The sequence below is a fragment of the bacterium genome, assembly GCA_030247525.1.
In the GTDB taxonomy this organism is placed as follows: Bacteria; Electryoneota; JAOADG01; order JAOADG01; family JAOADG01; genus JAOTSC01.
On record JAOTSC010000017.1, the window covers coordinates 17,733 to 32,990 of the forward strand.

Below are 15,258 nucleotides of genomic sequence, written 5' to 3' on the forward strand. Positions count from 1 at the left end.
GGAACGAATGAGTTTGAACGAACAAAAGCCGCGCTACTGGACTACGATGGAAGAACTCAACGGTTCCGATACTGTCGAGCAAATCCGGCGCGAAGAATTCTTTTCAAAACCCGCAGAAATGATGAATGAGGCGGGCGAAGTCAATTTCCATCTTTCCCGGCGCGATTTATTAAAATTAACTGGCGCAGCGATGGTATTAGCCACGGTCGGTTGTGCCCGTCGACCAGTTGAAAAAATAATTCCTTATGTTGTAGCTCCCGAAGAAATTACACCGGGAGTTGCTGTTTGGTACGCCAGTACCTGTAGCGGTTGTGCTGCACAGTGTGGAACTTTGGTGAAAACCCGCGAAGGTCGACCGATAAAATTGGAAGGGAATCCAAATCACCCGGTCAATCATGGGAAACTGTGTGCCCGCGGACAGGCAACCGTCTTGGATCTATACGATCCCGACCGCTTGCAACAACCGACAAAGTATTACCGTGGTAAACGGACACCGGAACAAGTTACTTTCGCTCAAGCAGACGAAGCGATTCTCGCGGCATTGAAAAAAGCTCCCGGCAAGATTGCTATCGTCGGAAATCATCAGAACGGCGTGGCTATGAAGCGAGTCTGGCGAGAGTTTGCAGCCGCGTTTCCAGGTGTATCGCTGTTTCAATATGACCCGTTGGGCGAGGACGATTTACTGCGGGCACAATCGGTGGTATTTGGCACTACGGTGCGTCCCCGCTACCGCTACGACCAAGCCCAATATCTGGTCTTATTTGGTCACGATCCCTTTGGCAATTCAGCATCTCCGGTGGAAGCGGCGCATGGATACGGTATCATGCGAAAACCCTCGAAAGAGGATATGGCAAAAGTGGTATCGTTTGAACCGGCGATGACATTATCAGGTGCCAATGCCGACGAGCGATTCTTAATATCCCCGGATGATTTAGCACCGATAGCTTATTCGCTTGCGTATGTACTCACGCAGATGGGACGCAATGCATTCGAGAAAGAGGAAGACAACCAGAAATTACGCAATGTGCTGAGCGCCTATGCCCCCTCGAAGATTGAGAAGAATACCAACCTTCCCGAAGGGCTTATCAAGCGGTTGGCGAAAGAAATCAATCGGTATCGCGGAAAATCGCTCGTTGTAGCTGGAAGTACTGCCGTACAGGGTAACAATTCTCTCGCACTGCAAATTGCTGTTAGCCTTGTGAACGTCTTGCTGGAAAACGAAGGACGAACGGTCGATGGTTCCACATGGTTCTCCCAGCAACGACTCGGTACCCAACGTGACCTGATCGAATTTACCAAAGAATTAAAGGCAGGAAAGTTCGATACCGTTATTTTCGCCGGAACCAATCCGTTGTACCACGCTCCCGCCGAGCTTGGCATTGCTGAGGCGTTACAGTCCGTAAATTTGGTCGTATCGCTTGCCGACCGGATTGATGAAACGGCATTACAAGCCGATTGGATTTTACCGTTATCCCACGGATTAGAAACTTGGAGCGATGTCGCGCCGGTTAACGGTTTGTACGCAATAAAACAACCGGTAATCACTCCCTTATACACCACTCGTTCGGTCGAAGAGAATCTTTTGGCTTGGACAACCGCTGCAACGAAAGCAGGAGCGGCAGTCCCCACAATGTTGGAGTTCATACAGGAGACTTGGAAGCAGACGTTCATGGCGGAAGCCAGCACCAATACATTCATTGAATGGTGGAATGATAAATTACGCGATGGTTTCTTTGGCACTGCCAAAACTGATGTTGCTGTAACACCGCGGAAAGTATTACCAGAATCGGTAAATGCCATCCGTACGAAACATAGCGACCCGGTCGATTTACAATTAGTGTTACAGACCACTGCTATTTCCTACGATGGAACGCAGCGAAACAACGCTTGGCTAATGGAAACCCCCGATCCGGTTTCCAAAGTGTCGTGGGATAACCACCTTTCGCTCTCGCCATCTCGCGCAAAGAAACTGGGCGTTCAAACCGGTGACATTGTCAAACTGACCCTTGGAAGTACGAATGTCGAAGTGCCGGTATACATTCAACCCGGTGTTCATGCGAATGTCGCATTATTGGCATTGGGTTGGGGTCGCACAGCCGGTGGAAGAATTGCCAATAAAGTGGGAACCAACGGTTTCCCCTTGACCCAAGTCTCCGGAGACCAAATTCAGTTTAGCGGATTGTCGATAACACTTACGAAGACCGGTCGTACCCATAAACTTGCGAATATGCAAGGGCATAATTACATCGAAGGCCGCCCGATTGTTCAAGAAACGACCTTCGACAAGTGGCGTGAGAATCCCGAATCGGGTGGACACCACCGGCCGGAAATGACTTCGATGTGGGGCGCTCCCCCGAAGGCCTTAAATCCTCCGGCAGGGGAACCGGTGCGTTGGTGGATGTCGATCGACTTAAATTCGTGTATCGGATGCAACGCCTGTTCGGTCGCTTGCCAAGCAGAAAACAATATTTCCGTTGTCGGGAAAGAACAAGTGCTGCGCGGCCGTGAAATGGCGTGGATTCGCATCGACCGGTATTATTCCGGCGATGAAGAGAATCCCGAAGTCATTCATCAACCGATGCTTTGTCAGCACTGTTCTCATGCCCCGTGCGAAACGGTCTGCCCGGTGGTAGCGACAACCCATAACGATGAAGGATTGAACGTTCAAACCTATAATCGTTGTGTCGGAACCCGTTACTGTTCCAACAACTGCCCGTACAAAGTGCGTCGCTTTAATTGGTTGGCTGATAACACAGCGTACAGCAGCCGCAATATCCAACACCCGATGGAAATGGTTCTCAATCCCGATGTAACCGTTCGATCGATTGGCGTAATGGAAAAATGCACCTTCTGCACGCAACGAATTCGCGAAGGGCACGATTACCGCAAAACCAACGGACTCCAAGCGATTCCCGACGGTCAGGTCAAACCTGCCTGTGCGCAGACTTGTCCGACTAATGCGATTACCTTTGGCAACATTTTGAATAAAGAATCGAAGATTGCTGAAGTGTCGCAGGATCCCCGCGGATTTTTAGTTTTAGAAGACTTAAACACCCGTCCCGCGATTACCTATCTTCGCAAACTGCGGCACCGGATGCCGAAGACTTGGGATGAGGCAGAACATCACAACGGCGGCGAACATGCCGCGCCGAAGAATGAGGAGCACGACTCCGGTAAAGGGAAGGTATGAGTACCGTTACACCGTACGCCGAAGCGCCGCTGATTCCGGAAAAGGTGACGATGGGCGACGTCACCGAGACGATTCTCAAACCTACCGAGCGGATGCCGGGAATTGGATGGTGGTCGTTATTCCTTGTTGCGGTTGGCATGTTGTCCGTGGGCGTGCTTAGCGTTGCGATACAGATGTATCGCGGGGTGGGAGTCTGGGGCATAAACCATCCCATCGGGTGGGCGTTCGATATCACCAATTTCGTATTCTGGGTTGGTATCGGACACGCCGGAACGCTAATCTCGGCAATTCTATTTCTACTCCGGCAGAAGTGGCGCACTTCGATCAATCGGTCGGCTGAAGCGATGACCATCTTTGCTGTTATCACCGCATTGATGTTTCCACTCTTGCATACCGGTCGTCCATGGTTAGCGATATACTGGTTGCTGCCCTATTGGCCGAACGAACGGTTATTGTGGGTGAACTTCCGCAGCCCGCTCTTATGGGATGTGTTTGCGGTATCGACTTACTTCACGATTTCGCTTTGTTTCTGGTTTACCGGCTTGATTCCCGATATCGCAGCAATGCGGGAACGGGCACAAGGCAAAATCCGAAAAAAGATTTTAGGTTTGCTCTCCATCGGCTGGAGCGGCACGATGCGGCAGTGGGTACACTTTGAAAAAGCGTATCTACTTTTTGCCGGTCTCGCTACTCCATTGGTGTTGTCGGTTCACACTATCGTTTCGTTTGACTTTGCAACCTCGATTATGCCCGGATGGCATACGACAATCTTCCCGCCCTACTTCGTCGCCGGTGCAATTTTCGGCGGATTCGCCATGGTGATGGTGCTGCTCGTTCCGTTACGCAAGGCGTTCGGGCTCGAGGAAATGATTACCATCAAACACCTTGAGTTCATGAATAAAATCATGCTCGCAACCGGTATGATGGTTAGTTACGCCTATGCGACCGAATTCTTTATGGCGTGGTATAGCGAGAACCAATACGAACGCTTCGTGTTCTGGAATCGGTTGACCGGACATTACTGGTGGACGGTGTGGTTGATGATAACATGTAATGCGATTATTCCCCAGCTCTTCTGGTTCAAGAAAATGCGAACCTCGATTCCCGTGATGTTCGGGGTTGCCATTATGATCAACGTCGGCATGTGGTTTGAACGTTTCAACATTATTGTTACATCGCTCGCACAGGACTTCTTGCCGTCGAACTGGGCGTTTTACGAACCGACCATCTTTGATTTCGGTGTCACAATCGGTTCGTTCGGATTGTTCTTCACATTGTTCTTGTTATTCATTCGGGTGTTACCAACGCTCTCATTAGCGGAAGTTAAATCGGTATTGCTAAGGCCAGCTGGCGATAAGCACCGGAAGGAGTCGACACATGCTTAAGATCAAGGATGTGTTAGCGCAGATTATGCCTCCGGCGAAAGTACCGCTGACGATTGGCTATTTCGATTCTCCGGAGCATTTAGTCGAGGCGGCGGAGCATGCGATGGATAATGGCTTCAAAGATGTCGACGCCATTACGCCGTATCCCATTCACGGACTCGCGGAAGTCTTGAAGATTTCCGATTCGATGATACCTTGGGCGACGCTTGGTGCTGGTTTATCAGGAGCAGCGCTAATGTTGTGGGTGCAATGGTATACCAGTGCGGTCGATTACCCGTTGAATGTTGGTGGGAAGCCATTGTTCTCTTGGCCAGCATTTGCGCCAATTACCTTTGAAGGTGGTGAGCTGATCGGTGGTGTCACCACATTTGTGATGTTGCTGATTACTGCTTACATGGCACGTCCGCATGCCGTCATTAAGAATAAACTTGATCCAAAATTGACTGATAATCGGTTTGCTTTACTCATTCCCAATTTTTCCCATGGTGATGATGTAAAAGCGATGGAGTTTTTGAAAGGACAAGGCGCCGATGAGATTCGTCAACTCCCGGTCTGATCGCAGCGCGTTCCGGCGCACGACTTGGTCTTCGATAAGCGCAATCGTTATCCTCGCGGTTGTAGTATTGCTCATGAGTGGATGCGGGCCTCGCACTCGAACGGAGTTGGAGTTTGCTCCTCAGATGTACCGCAGTCCAGCTTACAAAGCGCAGGAGTATAACCCCATTACCGCCGAATTGTCGGTGATGCGGAAGCCTCCGGTCGGATCGGTTGCGATAAATGAGCATCCCTATCGCTATACATTAGCAGATTCGTTATTGCAAGACCAGATGGCGAATCCGTTTCCGGCAACCGAAGAGGTGCTCAAAGTCGGAAAGAAATACTACGATGTGTATTGCATCGTTTGTCACGGACCCAAAGGGGATGGGATGGGCTATATCATTCCCAAAGGAATGCAGATGCCGCCCTCCTACGTCACGGGTGCCGCTCGCTCATGGTCCGATGGACGAATGTATCATTTGATTACTCGCGGTCGCGGAAACATGGCGAGCTATGCCTATCAACTTACCCCGGAACAACGATGGGCGGTAGTTCATTACATTCGCGCACTCCAGCGCGCGGGTAATCCATCGACAGCGGATTTACAGAAATTTAAGAGTGGCGGCATCGGCTTTGAAAACGATGAGCCCGACACAACGTACGGCGTACTCTGGCCAAAGAAATAGCGCATTCCGGAGCAGCGGTTATGTCCATGCACGACTATAAGATTACGACAATTCCCAACCCCGGTCCCTGGAATGTTCCAGCGAAGACCATCTCGATGTTCACTGGCGTTGCGGCTATCGGCGCAATTCTATGGGGCATCGGTTTGGCAATGGATCCGTTGCGAGGATGGTCGGCGTACATCATCAATTTTTGTTTTGTCTTTTTCTTCGCATTGTCCGGCGTTGTGTTTACTGCCATTCAATACATGACGAGTGCACAATGGTCGCCAGCGATTCGCCGCATTCCCGAAGGGATGACAGCGTTTCTTCCGTTGGGAATTCTCTTCATCGCTCTCTATTGGTTTGGCGTACCGAAGCTGTATGAATGGTCAGACACCTGGACGAATTTTCATGGACTAAGCAGCGAAGTACATCGGACGAAAACAACGTGGTTATCGCAACCGTTTTTCACTGTGCGGCAAATCATCTTTGCGGCCATTTGGTTGTTGTTCGCAACGCTAATGGTGAAGAATAGCCTCAAGCAGGATAAGGAAAATGCCCCGCAGTTGTCGAAAGTCAATACCAAACTATCGATTGCATTTATTATTTTCTTTGCGTTGTCGTTTTCGGTAGCGAGTTACGACTGGTTGATGTCGCTCGAGCCGACTTGGTTCTCGACAATGTTTGGCGTCTATACTTTTACCGGACTTTTTCAGAGTGGTATTGCTGTCATTGCGATTTTTGCAATTCTCATGCGACGGAGCGGAGCACTACCGATTACAAAGAGCGGTCATATTCGTGATCTTGGCGGTTTCATCTTTGGTATGTCTACTTTTATGTCGTACATCGGATTTAGTCAGTATATGCTGATTTGGTATGCGAATTTACCGGAAGAGACATTCTACTTCATGAAGCGGTCGCAAGAAGGTTGGTGGATCATTTTTGTGTTACTGCCGCTCTTAAAGTTTGTAATCCCATTTGCTTTTTTATTGAGCGCGGATGCGAAGCGAAACGAAAAAGTATTGCTCTTTGTAGCGGGATGTGTCATCGCTGGTCAGTGGCTCGATCTCTATTGGATGGTACTACCTGCGCATTATGCAAAGCTAACGCTACCGGGGATCGCTGATGTCGGCGGGTTGCTGTTCTTTTCCGGGCTCTTTATCGTTATGACCCTGCGGTTCTACAAGAAGCATTCGGTGTTACCAGTGGGTGACCCGGGAATTCTGAAGAGCCTGAACTGGGGTGCTTAACTTAGTGATTCGGCAACTTGCCCGACGTTTTCGTTCGTTTTCGTTGCTTGAGAAGTTGTTTGCAATATTTGGAGATTTCCCGTCACTTGGGATAACCGATGAATAAAAAATCCGAGACTACTCATCCTGTTTTATGGTTCCTGTTAACTGCGATTGCTGTCGCTGTTGTGACGGTGATATTCTTGCGGGGATTTCAACAAGGGGTGAAGGTAGGGGCTAATACTCCGCCGGACTCCCTGCGCAAAGCCGATGCGCCGGTAGGCCCCGATTTCCGGAAATTAAGGATTGCCACTCCGGAAGTGGTTGCGAAGGGGAAACAGCTTTTTGCGACCAATTGCGTTAGTTGCCATGGTGCCGAAGGAAAAGGCGACGGTCCAAAATCGGCAGAGTTGAACCCCAAACCCCGTAACTATCAAACTGAACAATTCAAGAATGGCAACGCACCGTTAAAGCTCGCTGCTACGCTCCAAAAGGGATTGGGTCAAATGCCGGCATTCCCATTGATGCCGGTCGAAGATCGCTTTGCGATAGTCCATTTTGTTCGCACACTGATACCGAATCCGACCGATGACGATTCTGCCGCTATCGCCGCATTACCGACGCCGGAACAAAGCGTTAGTAACATTCCGGCTATTGCGGCGACCGAAGCGCCGGGACCGCGGATTCCAATTCAACTTGCCATGAAGTTGATTGCTGAGGAATCGAATACGCGCGGAGCTGCCTCGACTTCAAAACTGCCACTATGGTTAACCCAAAAGAATGTAAACGCTCGCTGACCATTCAAAGTTAAGTTAAGGAAGTCGAAAACGCGGATAATAAATCCGCGTTTTTTGTGTAAGTCTTGTTTCATCACAATTCTAACTACTGATAAATCCACAAAGTTCTGTGGAAATATTCGAAAACCAACTTAGCCTCTTGCATTTCCCGATTCCTGTGAGCATATTCGCCCCTTCAATTCGACTTTAATGGTCTACTTTATCGTATATACTAAGAGGACGAACGCTTCGGAGATATGAATGAAGCAGCATTGTAAGAAGTGGGCAGCAATTTTGCTACCGTTAATCGGCACTACATCGGCATTCGCAGCGAGCAGCGGGATGACGACGTGGTTGTTCGATCCGGTGTCGCCGATCTCGGAACAGGTGAAAAACGATTTTTGGTACACGATGGCGTTAATCATGCCATTCATGTTTCTCGCCCACGGTCTGTTGATTTATGCAATTGTAAAGTTTCGGGCAAAGCCGGGCGGTAAAGCTGCGAAGTTTCATGAGAATTTGCCATTGGAAATTGCATGGACGGCAATTCCCACATTGGCGATCATCCTCATTGCAATCCCAGCGTATCGTTTACTCAAGGCGATGGAAGTACCGCCGAAGAGCGATTTGGTGGTTGAGGTCGTCGGTCATCAGTTCTTCTGGGAGTATAAATATCTCAAGTACAACATTGGATATTCCGAAGCGCCGATTGTCGTTCCCGTGAACTCGGTAGTGACATTAAATGGAACCAGTGTCGATGTGATTCACAGTTGGTTCATTCCAGCGATTGGTGTGAAGTTCGATGTGAATCCGGGAAAGATGACGCACAGTTGGTTCAAGGCAACTAAAGTCGGACACTACAAGGGGCAATGCGCTGAGTTGTGCGGAAAACTGCATGCAGCGATGTACATCGATCTTAAAGTGGTGACACAGGATGAGTTCGATCTTTGGATACAACAAAAAGTGCGTGAACAGAGAATCGACGAAACTGTAAGTGTTGTAGCGGATAGTGCTAAGGCAATGCCAGCCGACTCGACAACGAAGCAAGGGAAATAACGCAATGAGCCATCCACCGAAAAGCGGTATGGTCGATTGGTTGACGACTGCCGATCACAAAAAAATCGGAATCATGTATCTGTTATTTGCGCTCTTCAATTCGTTATTTGGTGGCGCATTTGCTGGGTTTATTCGGATGCAGTTGTTCACTGCCGATGGTCATGTATTGTCTCCGACGCTTTACAATCAATTCCTTACAATGCACGGCTCGGTTATGATATTTCTTGTCGTTATACCTGCTCTCATCGGATTCGGAAATTACCTTGTGCCGTTGCAAATCGGCGCGCGCGATATGGCATTTCCCAAGATCAATGCATTCAGTTTTTGGATTAACTTGCCAGCAATGGTGCTCATGTACGGAAGTTTTATCGCGGTGGGCGGGGCGGCGCAAGCCGGTTGGACTTCCTATCCCCCACTATCGGGAAGAGAATTTTCTCCATCGCCCGGTGTTGATATGTGGATTTTTGGCGTTCACTTGCTTGGCATCGGATCGATTCTTGGCGCGATCAACTTCATCGTAACGATTCTCAACATGCGCGCTCCCGGAATGACGATGTTCAAGATGCCGCTCTTTACATGGACGTGGCTCGTAAACGCATCCATGATCCTGGTGGCAACGCCAGTATTGGCAGGTGCTGTTACGATGCTGCTAACCGATCGAGCGTTTCAAACCGGTTTCTTTCGACCTGCGGAAGGCGGCGATCCGGTTTTGTATCAGCATGTCTTCTGGTTTTATTCGCATCCGGCGGTATACATCATGGTTGTACCAGCAATGGGACTGGTATCGCAAGTATTGCCGGCGTTTTCCGGAAAAAAGCTATTCGGTTACAAGGGGATGGTGATTGCGACATCGCTGATTGGAATCATCGGATTTATGGTTTGGGGACACCACATGTTTGTCTCCGGCGTGTCGCCGCTGCTTCGTATGATATTCATGTTTATGACAATGCTGATTGCAATTCCAACAGGCATTAAAATCTTTTCGTGGCTCGCGACGATTTGGGGTGGTCAAATTCGTTTTACAACATCAATGTTGTTTGGTTTAGGATTCATTGGCCTGTTTACGATTGGCGGGATGGGTGGTGTGCTGCTCGCGGTGGTTCCCATCGACGTGCAAACCCATGATACTTATTTTGTTGTGGCTCACTTCCATTATGTCTTGTTCGGCGGCTCGATGATGGGAATTCTTGCCGGACTCTACTTCTACTTTCCGAAAATGTCGGGTCGTTTCTTATCGGAGAAAATGGGTAAAATCGTCTTCTGGGGAATGTTCCTTGGCATGAACATGACATTCTTCCCGATGCACTTACTGGGATTGTTAGGAATGCCACGGCGGATATACAACTATGCTCAACGCCCGGAATTCACCGGTCTTAATCAAATTGCTTCCATTGGGTATCTATTGATGTTTATCGGTGGCATGACGTTGATACTCTCAGTGATTCTTGCGTTGCGCAAACCGAAGACCGCCGAGGCTGACGCATGGAATGTGAACGATGTGCAACAAACGCTCGATTGGACGACGTCTTCACCGCCACCAGTCGAAAACTTTCCCAAGATTCCGGTGGTAGCGTAAATGCGGACTGCTACGATGACATGGAACGAACAGGAAAATCGCACCAGTAAAACGGGAGCGGTCAACGGGATCGTAACCGGCTTGACAGTGCTGGTACTGATCTCACTTGCGTTGGTGGTATGGGGAGGGGTGGTTCGACTTACCGGTTCTGGTCTTTCGATTCCGGAATGGCCGATTGTGAATGGTACGGTGTTGCCGCCGTTCACGGAATCGGATTGGCAAGCGGTTTATCAAACATACCATAACCGGATTCTGAAGTTGGAATCGGTTGCTGAACCAACGGTTGAGCAACTACGGCAGTTTCAACAGATGTTCTGGATCGAGTATGCCCACCGTGCGCTCGCGGCGATTGCCGGAATTGTGTTTCTAACTTTGTTCGTGCGCACGTTTCGCAATCGAATGCTGCGGCTTCGGATTGGGACGGGAATGATTGTTATCGCAGCAGCGTTGTTAACGCAAGCTATTCTGGGTGGATTGGTCGTCAAGACCGATATCAGACCTGAGTTGCTGTCGCTGCATCTTGGTACAGCGTTCTTCTTTATCGGAATGTTGCTCTGGACGGCGTTGCGCGCGGCTACGAATGAAGCGACACCCCGGATTTCGAGCAAGTTAAATACGACTATCTGGATGGGACTTGGATTCCTCTTTTTGCAGATTATGTCCGGTGCGTTAGTTGCTGGCACTTTCGCAGGACAACTCTACAATACGTGGCCGACAATGGAAGGGTATATCATTCCTCCCTTCGCATTTCTGTTCGATGAGAATATCGGAAACTTCTTGACGAACCTTGTGCGAAATCCGCTAACGGTGCAGTTCGTTCACCGATGGTTAGCGTTTCTCGCTGCCGGGATGCTCACAGTCGCTGTATTGATGAGCTTTCGATATCAAGTGTCGCCACGCGGAAAGTTTGCTTTGCGGGCTATTCCGACTTTGTTGACGTTGCAAATTCTCTTAGGGCTCGCGAACTTATTATTCAAAGTGCCGTTCTGGTTCGGTTTAGCACATTTGGTGACAGCGGTTCCCTTGTTTGCCGTTACAGTAGTTGCTGCGTATGAAACTGGTTACACAACCAATGCATTGTTGCGCGGGAAGGAGTAGGAAAAATTGAAGTTAGGAACGACAACCGTTGCCGCGCAATCGAATGTTGCTACATCAAACGTCGCAGGAACTTGGCGAGACTACTTCACGTTAATGAAACCGAGCATCATGCTGCTGGTGCTCATCACCGGGTTGGCTGCGCTTATAGTAGAAGGCTCCTTGTTTACCAAAGGATTCGATGCGATTTGGGTTACGATTGGATTGTTGTTGACCGGCGGCAGTGCAAACGCATTGAACATGTATTTTGAGCGCGACCGCGATGCGGTAATGACGCGAACTCGCAAACGGCGTCCGCTGCCACAAGGTAAAATTGAACCGCGCAACGCATTCATTTTTTCGGTTGCGATTGGAGTTATCGCAGTCGCAATGTTCGCCGTTATTTTTAATTGGCTCTCGGCATCACTTGCATTGTTCACGATTCTCTTTTACAGTTTGTTTTACACGCTCTACCTGAAACCTCGCACCGCTCAAAATATCGTAATTGGCGGAATCGCTGGAGCAATGGCGCCGCCGATCGCGTGGGCTGCGATGACGGGAACGGTCGCCGCACCGGCATGGATCATGTTTGCGATTATCGTCATGTGGACGCCGCCGCACTTCTGGTCGTTAGCGCTGTTCTACAAAGACGATTATGTGAATGTGAATTATCCGATGATGCCGGTTGTAAAAGGCGACGAAGCGACTCGCCGGCAAATTTTTTACTATTCGCTTGGGATGCTTGGAACCAGCGGATTGCTGTTGTTCAGCGGAGCGAGTTGGTTTTATGCGGTTTCGGCAATCGTCTTGGGAGTCTTGTTTCTGCGCACCGTGCTTGCATTGACGCGGAAGAGAGATTTGCCGAGTGCGCGCAAGGTGTTTGGTTACTCGATTCTGTATCTCTTCGTTCTGTTTATCGCCATGATGCTCGATGCCGGGATACAAAATCTACTCTGATGGAACCATGAAAAGAAACCGGAAATTCCTGGTTGGATTTATTCTCTTCGCGTTCGCGATGTTCGCGTTCGCCTATGTGAATGTCCCACTTTATCGGCTGGTCTGCCAAAAACTCGGCATTGCCATCGCGCCAGATGAGAAGAATATCTCACGGCTAACCGATGGACAAACTGGCCGCGAAATCAAGGTGCGCTTTAGCGGATTGGTAGCACAGGGTTTGAAAGTAAGCTTCGCCTCGGGAGAGCAAATCCAAACGATACAGTTAGGAAAAGAAGCACAGAACAAATACGTCTTCACGAATCTCACCAACGATACAGTTCGCTTTCGACCCGTACACAGCGTGTTGCCGGAAGACGCCGCATCGAAAATCAATTTGACGAAGTGTTTTTGTTTCGACGATCAGACATTACTACCACATCAACGCCTCGAGCTGCCAGTCATTTACACCATCGGCTCGAATCTCGACAAGGAAATCGATTACGTGACGATGCACTATACGCTGTTTCCCAAACCGACGAGTACAAAATGACGAATACTTTGGATATGAGTAGTGAATCGACCCGCCACCGTAACCGGAAACTTGGATTACTGCTGTCAACGCTTGCCGTAACGCTTGCGGTGGGGTGTTACATCTATCTCGACGTTACCCAATACAATCCATTTACGAAACCATCGATGATGGAACGCTCAGATAGGGGGAATGGACATTGAGTGAACATAATCAACCCAACTCGGCGACAAGCGATGTAATCCATTTACCGGAAAACAGTTGGTGGCCGATGGTTTTAGCGGTGGGATTGGGTTTCCTGCCATTCGGAGCACTGGCGCTGCTATGGGGCGGTACGATGGGTTATGGGATGCTCGTTTTCGGCGGGGCGGTCACACTGCTTGGAGTTGGCGGTTGGGCACACGCGATGATTCGCGAGAAGTTTGATGTACCGTCGGCAGTAGACGAATATCGTTGGCTAAAACAATCGGTATTGCTGGTGTTGGTTTCGGAATTTGCAATCTTTGCCGCATTCTTTGCCCATCATTTTTATTCGCGGTATCACTTCGCTGTTTGGCCTCCCGTTGGTTCGCCGGAAATTCCGGTCAAGCTCCCGGCTATCGCAACATTGATATTGATGACCAGTTCGTTGACGATGGAGTTTGCGCACCGTTTACTCCAAAAAGGGAAGCGCTTGCAAGCGGAAGCGTTGGTAGCGTCAACAGTTTTATTGGGCATCATCTTTATCACGATGCAATCGTTTGAGTATGGCTTTTTGAAGCAGTTCGATAATTTCACGATGAAAAGCGGAACCTTCGGAACATCGTTCTACATCATGACCGGGTTTCACGGATTGCATGTCGCCATCGGACTCGTGTTATTGATTGTCGTGTTAGTCCGGATGCGAATGGGACACTTTACGCCGGAACGGCATTTCTCGTTCCTTGCCGCGTCGTGGTACTGGCATTTCGTCGATGTAATCTGGATCTTCCTGTTCGGCACGATTTACTTGCTGTCGGCTCGAATCGTCGGATAGGATACATTACAGAGATATTCAAAAGGCGCTCGAACGAGCGCCTTACTTTTATGATCCTACTTCGGTACGTTGAAACCGCCAGACGCCAATACCAACCACCACAGCGATTCCGAGTAACGTCGTGATTACTGCGAACAAGACGGCTCCCGGTAACGTAGAAAACACTCGTAGCCATAATAGTCCCGCAGCGCCATAGGATTCGGTTCCACCGAGCAGTAGCATCCCGGTTGTGCGAATAAGTGCGACGGGATTGATCGCAAGGTGGGTAAAGAGCGCGATTCGATAGGATATCCCGCTCAACCAATTCGATAGCAAAATTGCAATCGTATCGCCAAGAATGGAGAAACTGAGCCAGACTGCCGATGCTGCGATAAGCGCACCAATTCTTCCTCGCGCAAGGATTCCGATCAGATTACCTGCACCAATGAAGAAACTACCCAGTAACCAAAACAACCCAAACAATGCCAGTACATCGAGAATTGCTGCACCACGCAAGCGAAAGAGCAAAGGCGATAACGCGATTAGACTTACAAGCAGTCCTGCTCCAAACAGAAGTACCTGTGCAAGAAATTTTGCGAGGTAAAGTTTACTGCGGGAAACTGGCAGCGCGAGCAGTAATTCGTCTTTTCGCAATGTACTATTGCAGTCGATGGCGGAAAGATGGATTGCGAGAAACGGCAATAACAAAACGCCGACTTGCACGGCAGCGATCAGAGATCGAAAGTCGCTACTACCATTCGTTCCTCCGAATAAGAACGACAACATGAATCCAAGTATCGCTGCGACGCTGTATATGAGCAAAAACCGTTGCCGGATTCCGCTCCGCCACTCCCAAGCGACTCGTGTAGTAAACGTACTCATCGGGGATCATACGCCGATTTGGCGACCAATTCAGACCAGGTGATGATTTTGCCGCCATGTTTCGCAAGCAATTGTTCCGCTTGTTGTTTGGTCGCAAATGCGAGGAAACCGAATCCCATTGGTGTCCGAACGCCGGCGGTAGCAACAAACACGGCGGAGTCGCCGCGCACCCATTGTTTCGTATCGAAAACGCCAACCCATACCCGATTCGGTTGTGCCCGGTTTTTATCTTCGATCAAACAGCCGATATCATCGTACTTCACATATTCGCCATTTGGCAGTATCGCTTGGGCGGCAAATCGTTGATCGCTTACCGCCATTTTGCAAACAACGCAAATATCTTCCCGTTGCAACGGCTCCGGTTTCGGTTGAGGTTTACAACCAAGCATCGAGATACAGATTAAGGCGGAGAAAATTACTCACGTATAC

15 protein-coding genes are annotated in these 15,258 nt (G+C 49.4%); 13 read left to right on the forward strand and 2 right to left on the reverse strand.

Annotation, left to right across the window (positions count from 1 at the left end; genetic code table 11):
- Positions 1-7 precede the first annotated feature (7 nt).
- From OEM52_02970 to OEM52_03030, 13 genes are all read left to right on the forward strand, one after another.
- Positions 8-3,190, forward strand: a complete 3,183-nt coding sequence (locus tag OEM52_02970) for a TAT-variant-translocated molybdopterin oxidoreductase (GenBank protein MDK9699100.1) — start codon at positions 8-10, stop codon at positions 3,188-3,190.
- Positions 3,187-4,575: a polysulfide reductase NrfD gene (gene nrfD / locus OEM52_02975; GenBank protein MDK9699101.1), complete on the forward strand. Its 1,389-nt coding sequence runs from the start codon at positions 3,187-3,189 to the stop codon at positions 4,573-4,575. The genes OEM52_02970 and nrfD overlap by 4 nt, the downstream gene beginning before the upstream one ends.
- Positions 4,568-5,131: a DUF3341 domain-containing protein gene (locus tag OEM52_02980; protein ID MDK9699102.1), complete on the forward strand. Its 564-nt coding sequence runs from the start codon at positions 4,568-4,570 to the stop codon at positions 5,129-5,131. The genes nrfD and OEM52_02980 overlap by 8 nt, the downstream gene beginning before the upstream one ends.
- Positions 5,106-5,798, forward strand: coding sequence for a cytochrome c (locus tag OEM52_02985; GenBank protein MDK9699103.1), 693 nt, complete (start codon positions 5,106-5,108; stop codon positions 5,796-5,798). The genes OEM52_02980 and OEM52_02985 overlap by 26 nt, the downstream gene beginning before the upstream one ends.
- 20 nt (positions 5,799-5,818) lie before the next feature.
- On the forward strand, positions 5,819-7,027 hold the full coding sequence (locus tag OEM52_02990; GenBank protein ID MDK9699104.1) for a hypothetical protein: 1,209 nt from the start codon (positions 5,819-5,821) through the stop codon (positions 7,025-7,027).
- Positions 7,028-7,125: 98 nt separating this feature from the next.
- Entirely contained in the window at positions 7,126-7,803 is a 678-nt protein-coding gene (locus OEM52_02995; GenBank protein ID MDK9699105.1) for a c-type cytochrome, read from the forward strand.
- A gap of 240 nt (positions 7,804-8,043) precedes the next feature.
- Positions 8,044-8,838 (forward strand): cytochrome c oxidase subunit II, encoded by a 795-nt coding sequence (gene coxB / locus OEM52_03000; protein ID MDK9699106.1) that lies wholly within the window; start codon positions 8,044-8,046, stop codon positions 8,836-8,838.
- A gap of 4 nt (positions 8,839-8,842) precedes the next feature.
- Positions 8,843-10,414, forward strand: coding sequence for a cytochrome c oxidase subunit I (ctaD, locus tag OEM52_03005; GenBank protein ID MDK9699107.1), 1,572 nt, complete (start codon positions 8,843-8,845; stop codon positions 10,412-10,414).
- Positions 10,415-11,512 carry a COX15/CtaA family protein gene (locus OEM52_03010; GenBank protein ID MDK9699108.1) on the forward strand — a complete coding sequence of 366 codons (1,098 nt, stop codon included), beginning with the start codon at positions 10,415-10,417 and terminating at the stop codon, positions 11,510-11,512.
- A 6-nt stretch (positions 11,513-11,518) separates the two neighbouring features.
- Positions 11,519-12,445: a heme o synthase gene (locus tag OEM52_03015; GenBank protein MDK9699109.1), complete on the forward strand. Its 927-nt coding sequence runs from the start codon at positions 11,519-11,521 to the stop codon at positions 12,443-12,445.
- A 7-nt stretch (positions 12,446-12,452) separates the two neighbouring features.
- Positions 12,453-12,974, forward strand: a complete 522-nt coding sequence (locus tag OEM52_03020) for a cytochrome c oxidase assembly protein (GenBank protein MDK9699110.1) — start codon at positions 12,453-12,455, stop codon at positions 12,972-12,974.
- Positions 12,971-13,156 carry a hypothetical protein gene (locus OEM52_03025; protein ID MDK9699111.1) on the forward strand — a complete coding sequence of 62 codons (186 nt, stop codon included), beginning with the start codon at positions 12,971-12,973 and terminating at the stop codon, positions 13,154-13,156. Before OEM52_03020 ends, OEM52_03025 begins: the two co-directional genes overlap by 4 nt.
- Positions 13,153-13,968: a cytochrome c oxidase subunit 3 gene (locus OEM52_03030; GenBank protein MDK9699112.1), complete on the forward strand. Its 816-nt coding sequence runs from the start codon at positions 13,153-13,155 to the stop codon at positions 13,966-13,968. Before OEM52_03025 ends, OEM52_03030 begins: the two co-directional genes overlap by 4 nt.
- Positions 13,969-14,016: 48 nt before the next feature.
- On the opposite strand, the gene OEM52_03035 is transcribed toward OEM52_03030, so the two are convergent.
- Both OEM52_03035 and OEM52_03040 read right to left on the reverse strand, forming a co-directional pair.
- Positions 14,017-14,829: an ABC transporter permease gene (locus OEM52_03035; GenBank protein ID MDK9699113.1), complete on the reverse strand. Its 813-nt coding sequence runs from the start codon at positions 14,827-14,829 to the stop codon at positions 14,017-14,019.
- Positions 14,826-15,218, reverse strand: coding sequence for a nitrous oxide reductase accessory protein NosL (locus OEM52_03040; GenBank protein ID MDK9699114.1), 393 nt, complete (start codon positions 15,216-15,218; stop codon positions 14,826-14,828). Before OEM52_03040 ends, OEM52_03035 begins: the two co-directional genes overlap by 4 nt.
- Between the last annotated feature and the right edge of the window lie 40 nt (positions 15,219-15,258).

Excerpts from the sequence above, each read along its gene's own strand:
- coxB (MDK9699106.1), top strand. The coding sequence starts at position 8,044 with ATGAAGCAGCATTGTAAGAAGTGGGCAGCAATTTTGCTACCGTTAATC.
- nrfD (MDK9699101.1), top strand. The coding sequence starts at position 3,187 with ATGAGTACCGTTACACCGTACGCCGAAGCGCCGCTGATTCCGGAAAAG.
- OEM52_02970 (MDK9699100.1), top strand. The coding sequence starts at position 8 with ATGAGTTTGAACGAACAAAAGCCGCGCTACTGGACTACGATGGAAGAA.
- ctaD (MDK9699107.1), top strand. The coding sequence starts at position 8,843 with ATGAGCCATCCACCGAAAAGCGGTATGGTCGATTGGTTGACGACTGCC.
- OEM52_02995 (MDK9699105.1), top strand. The coding sequence starts at position 7,126 with ATGAATAAAAAATCCGAGACTACTCATCCTGTTTTATGGTTCCTGTTA.
- OEM52_02985 (MDK9699103.1), top strand. The coding sequence starts at position 5,106 with ATGAGATTCGTCAACTCCCGGTCTGATCGCAGCGCGTTCCGGCGCACG.
- OEM52_02990 (MDK9699104.1), top strand. The coding sequence starts at position 5,819 with ATGTCCATGCACGACTATAAGATTACGACAATTCCCAACCCCGGTCCC.
- OEM52_03020 (MDK9699110.1), top strand. The coding sequence starts at position 12,453 with ATGAAAAGAAACCGGAAATTCCTGGTTGGATTTATTCTCTTCGCGTTC.
- OEM52_03025 (MDK9699111.1), top strand. The coding sequence starts at position 12,971 with ATGACGAATACTTTGGATATGAGTAGTGAATCGACCCGCCACCGTAAC.
- OEM52_03010 (MDK9699108.1), top strand. The coding sequence starts at position 10,415 with ATGCGGACTGCTACGATGACATGGAACGAACAGGAAAATCGCACCAGT.
- OEM52_03040 (MDK9699114.1), bottom strand. The coding sequence starts at position 15,218 with ATGCTTGGTTGTAAACCTCAACCGAAACCGGAGCCGTTGCAACGGGAA.
- OEM52_02980 (MDK9699102.1), top strand. The coding sequence starts at position 4,568 with ATGCTTAAGATCAAGGATGTGTTAGCGCAGATTATGCCTCCGGCGAAA.
- OEM52_03035 (MDK9699113.1), bottom strand. The coding sequence starts at position 14,829 with ATGAGTACGTTTACTACACGAGTCGCTTGGGAGTGGCGGAGCGGAATC.